General features: G+C 45.5%; 11 protein-coding genes and 1 pseudogene. 4 read left to right on the top strand and 8 right to left on the bottom strand.

What is annotated here, in order from left to right; genetic code table 11:
• Window positions 1-93: 93 nt before the first annotated feature.
• The 5 genes and pseudogenes from B0182_RS14735 to B0182_RS01765 all read right to left on the bottom strand — a co-directional run bounded on the left by B0182_RS14735 (window position 94) and on the right by B0182_RS01765 (window position 4,983).
• The gene (locus B0182_RS14735) at window positions 94-576 is read right to left on the bottom strand and encodes a hypothetical protein (RefSeq protein WP_244893630.1); all 483 of its coding nucleotides are present in this window, start codon (window positions 574-576) and stop codon (window positions 94-96) included.
• A gap of 190 nt (window positions 577-766) precedes the next feature.
• A pseudogene (gene hemF / locus B0182_RS01780) lies at window positions 767-1,408 on the bottom strand (oxygen-dependent coproporphyrinogen oxidase); the annotation flags it as partial.
• Between the two features lie 341 nt (window positions 1,409-1,749).
• The gene (locus B0182_RS01775; protein WP_078273296.1) at window positions 1,750-3,060 is read right to left on the bottom strand and encodes a S1C family serine protease; all 1,311 of its coding nucleotides are present in this window, start codon (window positions 3,058-3,060) and stop codon (window positions 1,750-1,752) included.
• 475 nt (window positions 3,061-3,535) lie between these two features.
• Window positions 3,536-4,708, bottom strand: coding sequence for an aspartate aminotransferase family protein (locus tag B0182_RS01770; RefSeq protein WP_078273295.1), 1,173 nt, complete (start codon window positions 4,706-4,708; stop codon window positions 3,536-3,538).
• A 92-nt stretch (window positions 4,709-4,800) separates the two neighbouring features.
• Window positions 4,801-4,983 (bottom strand): DNA gyrase inhibitor YacG, encoded by a 183-nt coding sequence (locus B0182_RS01765; RefSeq protein WP_078273294.1) that lies wholly within the window; start codon window positions 4,981-4,983, stop codon window positions 4,801-4,803.
• Window positions 4,984-5,523: 540 nt separating this feature from the next.
• Between B0182_RS01765 and B0182_RS01760 the strand changes: the two genes are divergently transcribed.
• The gene (locus B0182_RS01760) at window positions 5,524-7,026 is read left to right on the top strand and encodes a DUF3360 family protein (RefSeq protein ID WP_228157812.1); all 1,503 of its coding nucleotides are present in this window, start codon (window positions 5,524-5,526) and stop codon (window positions 7,024-7,026) included.
• A 462-nt stretch (window positions 7,027-7,488) separates the two neighbouring features.
• Here B0182_RS01760 and panF read toward each other — a convergent pair whose 3' ends face one another.
• The 3 genes from panF to rpsT all read right to left on the bottom strand — a co-directional run bounded on the left by panF (window position 7,489) and on the right by rpsT (window position 9,677).
• On the bottom strand, window positions 7,489-8,925 hold the full coding sequence (gene panF, locus B0182_RS01755; RefSeq protein ID WP_078273293.1) for a sodium/pantothenate symporter: 1,437 nt from the start codon (window positions 8,923-8,925) through the stop codon (window positions 7,489-7,491).
• A complete protein-coding gene (locus tag B0182_RS01750) occupies window positions 8,922-9,236 on the bottom strand; it encodes a YhdT family protein (protein ID WP_078273292.1) in 315 nt (104 codons plus the stop codon). Before B0182_RS01750 ends, panF begins: the two co-directional genes overlap by 4 nt.
• Window positions 9,237-9,410: 174 nt before the next feature.
• Window positions 9,411-9,677: a 30S ribosomal protein S20 gene (gene rpsT / locus B0182_RS01745; protein ID WP_078273291.1), complete on the bottom strand. Its 267-nt coding sequence runs from the start codon at window positions 9,675-9,677 to the stop codon at window positions 9,411-9,413.
• A gap of 325 nt (window positions 9,678-10,002) precedes the next feature.
• Between rpsT and gyrA the strand changes: the two genes are divergently transcribed.
• The 3 genes from gyrA (at window position 10,003) to B0182_RS01735 (ending at window position 13,504) form a co-directional block, all read left to right on the top strand.
• Window positions 10,003-12,696: a DNA gyrase subunit A gene (gyrA, locus tag B0182_RS01740; protein ID WP_078273290.1), complete on the top strand. Its 2,694-nt coding sequence runs from the start codon at window positions 10,003-10,005 to the stop codon at window positions 12,694-12,696.
• 153 nt (window positions 12,697-12,849) lie between these two features.
• Complete coding sequence (locus tag B0182_RS15070; protein WP_264676268.1) at window positions 12,850-13,038, top strand: DUF3800 domain-containing protein; 189 nt, start codon at window positions 12,850-12,852, stop codon at window positions 13,036-13,038.
• Between the two features lie 13 nt (window positions 13,039-13,051).
• Window positions 13,052-13,504, top strand: a complete 453-nt coding sequence (locus B0182_RS01735) for a DUF3800 domain-containing protein (RefSeq protein WP_264676269.1) — start codon at window positions 13,052-13,054, stop codon at window positions 13,502-13,504.
• Window positions 13,505-13,507 lie beyond the last annotated feature (3 nt).

The raw sequence follows: 13,507 nt of genomic DNA, 5'->3' as shown, positions 1-13,507 counted from the left end.
GTAAATATTAACAAAATTATCTTAATTGAACAATGATAAAGATAAATAAGGGCAAACACAGTTTACCCTTAAAATCATGCAAATGTTCAGTAATCAACAATCACTTTTTATAAACTTTATGGCAACTGCCACAGCCTTCTGCCATGGCTCCAAAAGCAGCATGGACATCATCAGCACTTTGAGCGGTGGTGGCGACTGCCACAAGGTTTTGGGCGGCAGCATTAAACTCGTCTTTTTTGGTTTGAAAGCCTGTCGCATCTGACCATACAGCGTCCTGAGAGTTGCCTTTGGCATTGGCATCATTAAAGTGCGTCCACATTTGGGCGGTACTACCACTGATGAACTCAGCTTGCTCTTTAAGGTGGCAACGTCAAAATTGGTAGGATTTTCCATCATGCCTTTTAAAATGTCATTGGCACCACGCCAATCTTGCATTAGGTCTTGGCGAGCTTTGACATCGGTTGATGTTGCTGAGCCAGCACCAGCAGGGGCTTTGTCGCCACAAGCAGTCAGGACAAGGGCGGTTAGGGTGATGAGAGTGAAAGATTTTACCGATTGCATTTTTACGAATTTCACGGGGCTTCCTATCAAGGTGGCTTGGGTATTTGACAAAAAAGAATTGGCAAAAACCAATTCTTTTTTATTATTCATGAGTTTATACAAACTTTTGATATAAAATTGACCCAAATATATCACAAGCCTTTGATGATTTCAAACGCCATTGCATAAAAGCACACAAAGTTACATTTGATAACAAAGCGGGCGTTTATGATTTGTCCATCAAACCGAGCCAATCTCTGGGCTTTAAATAAAAGTCGGTCAGTTCAAACTCTGGCGTGCCTGCCACAGGTTCGTAGCGATATGCCTAGCTTGCCAAAGGGGGCATGGACACCAAAACGGACTCGGTGCGACCATTGGATTGCAAGCCAAACAGCGTGCCACGGTCATAGACAAGGTTGTACTCAACATACCGCCGACGGCGATACAGCTGAAAGGCACGTTCATCGGCGGTATAGGGTCTGTGTTTGTTGTTTTCAAAAATGGGAATGATGCCATCAATGTAGCCTTGCCCTACCGCCTGCATAAAGGCAAAGCATTTTTCAAAATCCCAACGCTGTGTGGCAGTATTTAGGTCGTCATAAAACAGTCCGCCCACGCCACGGCATTCGCCACGATGTTTTAGGTAAAAATAGTCATCGCACCACGCCTTAAAGGTTGGATAAATATCATCGCCAAAAGGTTGGCACAGCTTGTGAGCAATGGTGTGCCAATGCACGACATCATTCATCACAGGATAGAAGGGAGTTAAATCAAATCCGCCCCCAAACCACCAAATCGGCTCACCACCATCAGCAGGCGTGGCGACAAACAAGCGAACGTTGGCATGACTGGTCGGGACGCTAGGATTTTATCGTCATCGATGTGTTCGCTCATGATGTCCTCGTGGTTTGTAAATGATTGATAAATAGTAAGGCTTTATTTTGAAAATTCAACAAAAAACTAGGGCGTGCCTACCATTGATAACATTTTTATAAAACAAGATAAAATTTAACACTTTAATTCATTTTTGCATGAAAAATGGCTAAATCTTGTGGCTCGAAGTCAAAAACTTGAGGTTGATAGAATAACTATCAACCTCAACCTCAAGTTTTTCCTTGAAAAACGGGCGATTTTTCTCATTTTTCATGGCAAATACCAAGGGCAGGCACGCCCTAATACAAAGATTGGATTTACTTTGTTATTTTGCCATTAGCGTCCGTGCATGCGGTTTAACTGATTAAACAGCTCATTAAGATAAGCACGCTCTTCGGGGCTTAGAGAGCGACTGTCTTGCTCGTTGTTTTGGCGGTTGTTGCCACGACTGGGGCGTTCGCCGACGGTAATGGTAAGTTCATGCTCATCGTCGCCACGCTTGACCACGGCATCAAGTGTGCTGTCGGGGGCTTTGGCAGAAACGATACCGATGAGTGTGTTGGCGTTGTCAATGGTTTTGCCGTCTAGTGACAGCACCACATCGCCTGCCCGTAGACCTGCCTTGCCTGCTGGACCATCCGCCATGACACTGGCGATGACCACACCTTCGTGAGTGGTGAGATTGCTGGGGTTTTCCCTGACAGGGGCAATCTCCACGCCAAGCCAGCCACGGCTGACCCTGCCAGTGCTAATCAGTCCGTTCATGACCTGCTCAACAATGGTGGTGGGAATGGCAAAGCCAATCCCCATCGAACCGCCAGAGCGAGAGTAGATGACGGTGTTAATACCGACCAATGCCCCATTGGCGTCCACCAAAGCACCGCCTGAGTTACCAGGGTTGATGGCGGCGTCAGTCTGAATGAAGTCTTCAAAGGTGGTCAGACCCAGTCCAGAACGACCTGTGGCAGAGATGATACCTTGGGTGACGGTCTGACCCACGCCAAAGGGATTGCCAATGGCAAGAGCGACATCACCCACACGAATGGGTTCACGGCGAAACGCGAGTGGAACAAGGTTATCCATCTCAACCTTAATCACCGCCAAATCACTCTCCACGTCCGCCCCGACGATGGTCGCCCGTGCCTTACGCCCGTCATTTAAGGCGACGGTAATCTCATCGGCTTTTTCGATGACATGGGCGTTGGTGACGATATAGCCGTCTTTGGAGACAATCACGCCTGAACCTAGACTGCTCGCTCCCCTGTCAATCTCTTGCCCTTGCCCATAGTATTCAAAAAACTGCTCCAACACAGGATCGCCCATATAAGGGTTTTGCACCTTTTGGGTGGTGTAGATATTAACCACAGACAGACTGGCTTGGGTCACTGCGTCGTGATAAGAATCTACTGTGGGAGCGGTGTCGAGGTTGTTGTGGGCTTTGGGCGTGGCAAGGGTGGGTTGCCATGCCTGCTCGCTTGACTGCGTATTTGGGGCAATCTGCTCGGCTTTGGGGGTGCTTTGGGCGGTTATGGGCGTGGTGTTGTGCTTGGCGACCAATAGCACTAAAGCCGTGGCTAAGGCTAGGGCAATGAGCCACGGCAGGATGACCCAAATGCTTGCTCCTGTTTGACGGTGAGTGTTGTTCATGATTTTCCTAAAATTGTTTTGATAAAATAAAGTATGCTTCATTCCCAACTTAAAATAGCAACCCGTTGATTACCCATAGATATTTTTTGGGTTGTAGGACGAGTTGCAATTCGCCCTTGATAAATCAATCGCTTATAAGAAGTTGAGAATGAAATAAAGTATGGTAATTTTACCAAAATAAACTTCAACAAGTTTTGCAAAATCGGATGAATTTTAGGTATTTTTTTAACAATGGTTGCTAGAATATGGCAAATTTTACACCAAGTTTATCTTGGGGCGTACCTATCATTGATAACATTTTACAAAACAAGATGAAAATTTAACGTTTCAATCTATTTTTGCATGAAAAATGGCTAAATCTTGTGGCTCGAAGTCAAAAACTTGGCTTGATAGAATAACCATCAACCTCAAGTTTTTTCCTTGAAAAACGGGCGATTCCCCTGCTTTTTTAAACAGGCATTTTTCATGGCAGATACTAATATTCAACACGCCCCAAAGTCTTTTTTAACAAACTAATCAGCCTATCGGTCAAAATCACCGTATCATCATGACTGATATTTAAGGCAGGGAGCAGACGAATGACATTACCGCCTGTTACATTTAAAATCAGATGAAACTCATCACGAGCCATATCCACAATGTGCGTACAATCCACGTCATCAGGCAAGCCAAAACCTATCATCATGCCACGCCCACGCACGTCTATTTGTGGGAAATGCTCACGCATGCTTTGGCGGATAAAATCACTCTCACGCACCGCATTTGTCATGACTTTATCGGTCAGCTCATCATAGACGGCACAGACCACACGACAGCCAAAGGGCGTGCCACCAAAGGTAGAGCCGTGTGAACCTGCCCCAAATAAGTCTTTGGCTTTGCCTGACACCATACACGCCCCCACAGGAAAGCCGTTGCCCAGTCCTTTAGCGGTGGTTAGCACATCGGGTTTGACATTGCCATACTGATAAGCAAAATATTTGCCCGTGCGACCGTTGCCTGTTTGCACTTCGTCCAGCATAAATAGCCAGTCGTTAGCATCGCAGATGTTTTGTAGTTTTTCTAAATAATCATCGCTTGGGGTATGCAGACCGCCTTCGCCTTGAATCGGTTCTACAAATACCGCACAAATGTCCTTATCATCGGTCAAGGCTTCCACGGCAGAGATGTCATTAAACGGCACACGGATAAAGTCATCATCTAGGGTAAAAAAGCCTGAGCGAGCCTTAGGGTTGGCGGTGGCGGTTACGGTGAGCAAGGTGCGACCGTGAAAAGCGTGCTCCATGACGATGACTTTGGGGCGAGATTTGCCTTGGTTGTGGGCGTATAGGCGAGCCAATTTTAGGGCACATTCATTGGCTTCGGCTCCTGAATTGGCAAAAAACACCTTATCCATGCCTGCCTTTTGGCACAGTATTTCACCTGCTTTTTCTTGCCAGTCAATTTGGTATAAGTTGCTAGTGTGAATGAGTGTGTCGGATTGCTCTTTCATGGCGTGGCTGACAGCAGGGTGGCAATGCCCAAGCCCACACACGGCAATGCCTGTCAGAGCGTCCAGATACGCCGTGCCGTCTGCGGTATACAGATATGAACCTTGCCCACGCGCAAAAGAGATGGGCTGGCGGGCGTAGGTTGGCATAAGATATGACATAACAAATCCTTAAACTTTTCTAAATAATAAAATCAAAAATTGTCAAATTCATAGGGTGTAAAATTTGATAAAACTCTCAAAATTTAGGTAAATCACACTTCTGGCAGCTCATCACTAAATGGCGTATCATCGGTTGCCACACGATACGACTCATCTGCCCACGCCCCTAAATCAATGAGCTTACAGCGTTCACTGCAAAAGGGGCGGTTGGGGTTATCAGACCAACTGGTCGGTTTTTGACATTGGGGGCAGGGGTAAGTGGTGGGTGTGGTCATGTGATGGTTTTTGTGATTGTTTTGTAATGGGGATTTATTTTAACAAATTTTTATCATTTACACAAAATGAGTTTGTGTTGCTGGGGCGTACCTACCTTTGGTATTTGCAATAAAAAACAGGGAAAATCGCCTATTTTTCATGCAAAAATTGATTTAAAATGTAAATTTTTATAAAAATATTATCAATGATAGGCATGCCCTAGGTGTAATGGGTTTTAATGTCATTAAAAATTAGTAACTTAGCAAATATTTCATAATTTTTTACAAATAAAACATGACAGTCACAAAAAAGAAAGTTATAATCAGCACCGCACTCTTGCTAGTGCGATTGATTTATTAAATTATTGTTATAAAATAACCCAAAAAATATTTGTGTTATCTTGTAGAAATAATTAATGAATTGGTGGAATGGCAAGATTGCTGAGTGTTTTAAAAAGTGTTTTTTGGCATTGTTTGAGCGTGCAGATGAATGCAAGACTTGAACAAATGAAAAAACAAGGATTTTAAAACGCATTTTTCTCACAGTGATAGGAGATATTTGTGAGTGATGTTCAATCTGATTTAACCGAAGAGCAAATCCGAGAGTACGCAACCAAAAGCTATGAAGAGCTTCATAAGTCACCATCTGCCTTTGAGTCTCGTGACGCTTATCTAAGACACGAATTGCAAATCATGAAACCCAAAAGATGGGGTGTGAACTTGCCATTTCGTGATTATCGTTTTGAGTTTGAAGATACCATTCCTGCGATGGCGGGGATGATTGGTAAAATCGTCATGGTAGGAGCGATGGCAGCTGCCTTTGCTGCACCACTTGGTTTGGGCGAAGATTTTGTTTTGCAAAACGTCCGCTATGAGATGATTATCGCTTCAATTTTTGTACTTATTTTCTCGGCATTTTTCCTGCCAACATCCAACTTACCCGGCACACACGGACCCCTTATTCCGCTCATTCCTATTGTAGTGGCGGCAGGGGGGCACCCACTTGCTTTTGGTGTACTCATCGGGGTATTTGGACTGATTATGGCGGTCTTAAAAGGCGGTAGCCTTATGTCCAAACTCACCAGTAATGGGGTGGCAGGCGGGCTACTACTCTATCTGGGTTTTGTGGGGCTGATAGCTCAGGTCAAAAACATGATAGCGTGGGCGGATAAAATTGGTCTGCCACACATCGCCTTTATCATCATTTTGTCAACCATTGTCATGTATGCCTTGCTAGAACATTGGCAAAAACGTTGGCTTGCAGTGCCTATCGGCTGTGCGTTGGCAGGATTTTTGGCGTTTATCTTGGGAGCTCCCTTTGAGTTTAAGACCGAGCCGGGACTGCCGCCACTTAGTCCGACCTACTGGTGGGGTGAGGATACAGGTTGGACACTGGGTTTGCCCGACGCCAAAGCCTTTATCGTGGTGTTTCCTTTTGCGGTGTTGGCGGTTGCCATGTGGCCACCAGATTTCTTGGGACACAAAGTATTTCAGCAAATCAGCTATCCTAAGCACTCTGAACGCACGCACATGAATATTGATGACACGACCATTACGTGCTCTATCCGTCAAATGGTGGGCTCAGCACTGGGCGGGGCGAACTTCACATCATCATGGGGTACCTACATCGTGCCTGCGTCCATTGCTAAACGTCCGATTCCTGCTGGTGCTGTCTTGACTGCGGTATTTTGTATCGTCGCAGCCATTTGGGGTTATCCCATGGACTTGGCGGTATGGCAACCTGTGCTCTCCACAGCTCTTATCGTGGCGGTATTTGTACCCCTACTAGAAGCAGGCATGGAGATGACTCGTGCAGGTAAGACAACTCAGTCAGCTGCCATCGTGGTGTTCTCATCAGCACTCGTGAATCCCGTGTTTGGTTGGTCGCTAACCATGATGCTAGACAACTTAGGTCTTATCGGTGATAAAAAACGTAGTGTTGAGCTAGGTTTGATGGGACGTGTGATTATCCCTGTGGCAGGTTTTGTGATTCTGTGTATTGCCATGGGCTTGGTGGGCATGTTCCCCGGTGTGCCTGCATTGCTCCCACAGTTTAGAGTCTAATGGTTTTATAAAACAAAAATCGCTCAATGGATATTGGGTGATTTTTTTGTTGGGGTGTGTTGGTTTTTGTGTTTTTCACAACAACAGAGTCACTGTGAAATAATGGTTTTGCAGCATTTTTCAATTTTTAAACTCAAAATATCAGGGTCTGAACATAAACATTTTATTTTGCAGTATGTCTAAGGGCATGTTGAACATTGATGATATTTTTATACAATAAGATGCAAATTTATACTTTATCAATTTTTACATGAAAAATGGCTATCCGACCACTTAACTGTGTAGATTTTAAGATTTTTACTTAATTTTCAAAATTAAGTGGGCCGGATTGTGGCTCAAAGCCAAAAACTTGTCTGATAGAAAACTCACAGCCTGCATTTTTTCCTTGAAAAACGTGCGATTCCCTGCTTTTTTAAACAGACATTTTTCATTGCAAATACAAAAGGCAGGTACATCCTAACATCATACCTTTTTTATCTCCCCTAACTTATTCCCCGCCAAAAACGCAACAAGCCCAATCACCAACGCAGGCACAACAGCGTGCAAATCCCATAAGGCGATTTTAAAATAGGCAATGATGACATAGCTAGTCAGACCTGCCACCATAGACCATATCGCCCCTGTGGCATTGGCTTTTTTGTAATACAGCCCAAAGACCAGCACCCATAAGAAAGTCGCCTCTAACCCACCAAAGGACAGCAAATTTAGCCAAATGAGCATATCTGGCGGATTTAGCATGGCAACGACCGCCAAAATCACGGTAAAGCCAAGCGTGAGCGTGGTGGAGTAGCGTTTGATTTTGGCTTCGTTGTGGATAGCGTCAGGCTTGATAGATAAATACAAATCCTTAATCAGCGTGCTTGACGACTGTATCAGCATTGAGTCAATGGACGACATAATCGCCGCCATAGGTGCCGCCAAAAATATCCCTGCCACAAAGGGCGGTAGCACCGTCATCATGAGCGTGGGAATGACCTTGTCAGGCACATCAAGCTCAGGCACGACCGCACGAGACAAGACCCCTGCTAGGTGCATGCCCAAGACCAGCACCGTCATCACCACCGTTCCCACGAGTATCCCACGGTGTAGCGAGCGACTGTCTTTATACGCCATCGCCCGTACCGCCGTATGGGGCAAGCCAATGAGACCAAAACACACCAGTACCCAAAACGACAGCATAAATGTTGCCGACAGCTTATCATCAACGCCTGTGGGGGTCAGTAGGCGTGGGTCAATGGCGTGCAGGGTGGTCATGGCGTTCTCCATACCCCCTGTGGCGACAATCGTTGCCCCAAGTAGGAGCATGGTGCCGATGAGCATGACAAGCCCCTGCACGGTGTCGGTCAAGACCACCGCACGAAAGCCCCCAATAAAGGTATAAAGCCCAATCACAAGGGCAAACACGCCAATCGACCATTCATAAGGCAGACCCAGTGTCGTTTCAAGCAGACGACCCGCCCCAATAAACTGCACCACCATCATGCCAAAAAACGCCAGTAGGAGCGAGACACACGCAAGCCACACCACGACTTTATTTTGATAACGGGCAAATAGCAGGTCATTGATGGTAATACTACCTGTTTGGCGGGCGAGCATGGCAAACTTCTTACCAAGCGTGCCAAGCGTGAGCCAGATTGCAGGCACTTGTATCATGGACAGCAGCACCCAGCCCAAGCCAAATTTATACGCCGCCCCTGGCCCGCCGATGAACGAACTTGCCGAGACGTAAGTCGCCACCGTGGTCATCGCAAGCACAAATCCGCCCATGGAGCGTGAGCCGACATAGTATTCATTTAAAAATCCGCCCGTTTTGCGTTTTTGATAAGCGTGCCACGCCACCCCAAACACAAAAAACAGATACAGAACAAAGGGGATTAAAATTTGAATATTTAAACTCATGCGTCGCCCCCTTTGTCTGATGTCAAATCAGTGTCCAAATCTACTTCCTGATAAATCGCCTTTAACACCGCCATACTGATTAAAATAAAAATCAGGGGCAAAAAAATACAGCTTAACTCAAACCACAACGGCAAGCCCAAAAGTCCCGTTCCTGCTGGCATAAAATAGGCAAAAATCACCCAACCTGCCATATACAGGAGTGTCAGATACAAAGACCATTTGGCTTCACGGTTTAGCTGATGGGTGAGTGAGACAGGCTTTGGGAGTTGGCTTGGGGTGGGGTGGTTGGCTTGGGGTGGGGTGTCTGACATGGTGCGTCCTTACAAATTCTTATAAAACCCTTTAAATAAGGGCAGGATAAAAGCAAAATAAAGGCGAAAAAACGCACAAATTTTAACACAAAATCTACCACTTTAAAATAAAAAAGACCTTAATTAATATTAAGGTCTTTTTACGTCTGTTACCAAAACTGGCATGAGTGCCGATTAAGCTTTTAGTGCTTTGATGGCTTTGTTTAGACGGCTCTTATGACGAGCGGCTTTGTTTTTGTGAATGATGCCTTTGTCAGCCATGCGGTCAATCACAGGAACGGCTTTGGCGTAGGCTTCGGTTGCTAGGTCATAAGACTTAGATTCGATGGCAGATACCACACGTTTGATGTAGGTACGAACCATAGAACGTTGAGAGGCGTTTTGGGCACGGCGTTTGATGTTTTGGCGTGCACGTTTACGAGCTTGGGCTGAGTTTGCCATGATGATTTCCTTACAAAAAGTAAAAATGGATATAAAGATAACTTAGTGTAGGCGATAATTCAGGCAGCCACCGAATTACCCAATAAAATAAAGGAGACACGTTGCCTAACACAATAAAGTCGATATATTAGCAAATTTTTGCGATTTATTCAAGTGTATTGTTAGGTTTTTAAAAATTCTAAAAAACCACCAAACCATAAAGTTTTAACATATTGATTTTTAATTATTTTTTCAAATAAAAAGCCCAGATTTTATGGCGTAAAATTCGCCATTTTTGCCATTTTGTGCTATAATGTCGCCTTTATGTGTGTTACTTGGAAAAATTATGACCGATAGCGTAACCCCCGTTGGGATTGTTGATGAATTAAAGCAGTCCTACCTTGACTATGCGATGAGCGTCATCGTCTCTCGTGCCTTACCTGATGTGCGAGATGGCTTAAAGCCTGTTCACCGCCGTGTGATGTACGCCATGCACGAGCTGTCCAACGATTATAACAAACCCTACAAAAAATCTGCCCGTGTCGTGGGCGATGTTATCGGTAAATATCACCCCCACGGCGACACTGCCGTGTATGATGCCATTGTGCGTCTTGCCCAGCCGTTTTCTATGCGGTATATGATGGTGGACGGACAGGGTAACTTCGGTTCGGTGGACGGCGACCCGCCTGCCGCCATGCGTTATACCGAAGTGCGTATGCAAAAACTCACGCACCAAATGCTTGCCGACCTTGACAAAGACACGGTGGACTGGGAGGACAACTATGACGGCTCCGAAAAAATGCCGTCTGTGCTACCTGCTCGTGTGCCAAACCTGCTTGTCAATGGAGCAACGGGCATTGCAGTCGGCATGGCGACCAACATGGCACCGCATAACCTAACCGAAGTGGTGAACGCTTGTCTTGCCTATGCCGATAACCCGCAGATTGATGGCGATGAGCTAGCTAGCCACATCAGCGGACCTGATTTCCCCACAGGCGGTATCATCTATGGGCGAAGCGGTATTTTTGACGCTTATCGCACAGGCAAAGGGCGACTGCACATTCGTGGGCGTTATGTCATTGAGAATATGGAAGGGGCAAGCAAAGACCGTGAACGCATTGTCTTTACTGAGATTCCTTATCAAGTCAATAAAGCCAAACTCATTGAGCAAATCGCCCAACTTGTCAATGACAAAAAATTAGACAGCATCACAGGCGTGCGTGATGAGTCCGACAAAGAGGGTATGCGAATTGCCATTGACCTAAGACGTGGCGAAAATGCCGAAGTTGTGGTGAATAATCTATTTTTGCAGACACCCTTAGAGTCCAGTTTTAGCATTAACATGGTTGCCCTTGACAACGGACAGCCACGTCTTATGACCTTGCATGACTTGATTGCCAGCTTTATCCGTCATCGCCAAGAAGTCGTTACACGCCGTACCATTTTTGAGCTGAATAAAGCCAAAGCTCGTGGACATCTACTTGAGGGCTTGACGATTGCCCTTACCAACATTGATGACATCATTGAGACCATCAAAAAGTCCGCCAACCGTGCCGAGGCTCGTGAGAACCTGCTTGAGCGTATCTGGCAGGCGGGCAATGTGGTTGCCATGCTAAAAAATGCAGGGGCAACGTCTATTCGCCCCGACATTATAGAGGGCGAGGATTTAAACACCCCGTTTGGGCTTATCAATGATGACAAAGAATACCGTCTATCGCCCGACCAAGTAAATGCCATTTTGGATATGCAGTTGCATCGCTTGACAGGTTTGGAGCAGGACAAATTGTCCAAAGAATACCAAGAGATTTTGGGCGAGATTGCACGCTTACAGATGATTTTGGCGGATTTTGATAAGCTCATGGGCGTGATTAAGGCGGAGCTTATCCAGATTCGTGATGATTTTGGCGATGAGCGTAAGACCAATATTGTGGACGCACGAGCCGATTTTAGCCGTGAAGATTTAATCCCAGAGCAGACGGTGGTCATGACCGTGTCGCATACAGGCTATGCCAAAACCCAAGCCGTGAGCGACTACCAAGCCCAAAAACGTGGCGGAAAAGGCAAATCAGCGACCGCCATGAAAGAAGATGACGTGATTGAGCATTTATTAGTTACCAGTACGCATGCCCATATTTTATGCTTTACCAACACAGGGCGAGTGTTTGGCTTGCGTGGCTTTGAAGTGCCGATTGCCTCTCGTGGCTCAAAGGGCAGACCGCTTGTCAATCTTATCAACATTGACCCAAGCGAGAGCGTAACCGCCATTTTGCCTGTGGAGAGCCTAGCCGATGAAGGTAAATTTGTGTTTTTTGCCACGGCAAGCGGTACGGTCAAGCGTGTGGCGTTGTCGCAATTTGCCAATTTGCGTGCCAACGGACTAAGAGCCATTGACCTTGTGGATGGCGATACCTTGATTGGCGTGGCGATTACGGACGGTGAGCAGGATATTATGCTGTTCTCCAACGAAGGCAAAGCCATTCGCTTTAAAGAATCCGCCATTCGTGCGATGGGACGTACTGCCAAGGGCGTGCGTGGTATCCGTGTCAATCTGCTCGCCAGTCTCGGCTTGGACGATGATGAGCCGACCGATGACGATACCGATGATAGTGATAATGACAGCGTGGTGTCGGTCAGTCGCGTGGTGTCGCTCGTGGTTGCCCCACAGGCAGGCGAGATTTTGACAGCGTGCGAAAACGGCTACGGCAAACGCACTCCGATTGACGACTATCCGACCAAAGGGCGTGGCGGTCAAGGCGTGATTGCCATTAAGACATCAGAGCGTAACGGCCAGCTTGTCAAAGCGGTGGCGGTAACAGGCGACGAAGACGTGATTTTAATCTCCGATAAAGGCACGCTTGTCCGCACACCTGTCGCCCAAATCGCAACCGCAGGACGTAACGCCCAAGGGGTCAAGCTCATTCGCATTAGCGAGAGCGAAACGCTGGTGGGGCTTGCCTGTGTGGAACATGAAGAGCCAAGCGATGATGACAGCGACAGCGAACATGGCGAGATGATAGAAACGAGCCAAGATGGCGAATGATAAAAAAGGCGGATTGATGTCCGCCTTTTTTGTTTGAGGGCATTAGTTTTTTGACTTAACCCACCATCTTATTTTTTTAGAAAAAAACAAGATGGTATTTTTGATATTTTGTTTTTATAATGACGACAAAATAGCAAACCATTAAGAGATGACATGAATTTTAGTGATTGTATTGTTTATGTGGATGAAAGTGGCGACCATAATTTGGATAACATCAATTCAAAATACCCTATTTTTGTTTTGGTATTTTGTATTTTTAATAAAAGATATTATAACAATCATACTGTTAAAGAGATTCAAAACCTAAAATTTAATTATTTTGGGCATGACATGTTTAAATGATATTAGTGAATTGATGAAAAATAATAAATTTGTTGTCATCGCTTGCGTTATTCGCAAAGATGAACTGCCCAAAGTCGATATTGCGGACAATCCTTATCATTTGGCAATGTCAATGGGGCTTGAACGCTTGAATGATTTTTTGGGTGAAAAAAGACAGCAAGATAACCAAACTTTTGTGGTATTTGAGCAACGTGGATTGAATGAAGATGAATTATTAAAAGCTGAATTTGAGCGTGTTTGCCAAGATAAATGCTATCCATTTCAACTGATTTTGGCATCAAAATATGCCAATTCATCGGGTATGCAACTGGCGGATTTAATCGCACGACCCATTGGTAACCATGTATTAAGACCTGCTCAGATTAACCGAGCCTTTGATATTATTAAACATAAATTTTATTGTAAGCATGGAGCAAGCAATACAGGGCATAATTATGAAGATTTGGGATTAAGAATTTATCCCTAAAAC

It is taken from the genome of Moraxella bovis, from assembly GCF_002014975.1.
GTDB classification, from domain to species: Bacteria; Pseudomonadota; Gammaproteobacteria; order Pseudomonadales; family Moraxellaceae; genus Moraxella; species Moraxella bovis.
Note: the sequence above shows the minus strand (reverse complement) of the source record. Positions and strands in the feature narration are given on the sequence as shown.

What these genes read in the sequence shown, in the direction of transcription:
- B0182_RS01775 (WP_078273296.1), bottom strand. Translation starts at nt 3,060, where the DNA reads ATGAACAACACTCACCGTCAAACAGGAGCAAGCATTTGGGTCATCCTG.
- B0182_RS01770 (WP_078273295.1), bottom strand. Translation starts at nt 4,708, where the DNA reads ATGTCATATCTTATGCCAACCTACGCCCGCCAGCCCATCTCTTTTGCG.
- B0182_RS01765 (WP_078273294.1), bottom strand. Translation starts at nt 4,983, where the DNA reads ATGACCACACCCACCACTTACCCCTGCCCCCAATGTCAAAAACCGACC.
- panF (WP_078273293.1), bottom strand. Translation starts at nt 8,925, where the DNA reads ATGAGTTTAAATATTCAAATTTTAATCCCCTTTGTTCTGTATCTGTTT.
- B0182_RS01750 (WP_078273292.1), bottom strand. Translation starts at nt 9,236, where the DNA reads ATGTCAGACACCCCACCCCAAGCCAACCACCCCACCCCAAGCCAACTC.
- rpsT (WP_078273291.1), bottom strand. Translation starts at nt 9,677, where the DNA reads ATGGCAAACTCAGCCCAAGCTCGTAAACGTGCACGCCAAAACATCAAA.
- gyrA (WP_078273290.1), top strand. Translation starts at nt 10,003, where the DNA reads ATGACCGATAGCGTAACCCCCGTTGGGATTGTTGATGAATTAAAGCAG.
- B0182_RS15070 (WP_264676268.1), top strand. Translation starts at nt 12,850, where the DNA reads ATGAATTTTAGTGATTGTATTGTTTATGTGGATGAAAGTGGCGACCAT.
- B0182_RS01735 (WP_264676269.1), top strand. Translation starts at nt 13,052, where the DNA reads ATGAAAAATAATAAATTTGTTGTCATCGCTTGCGTTATTCGCAAAGAT.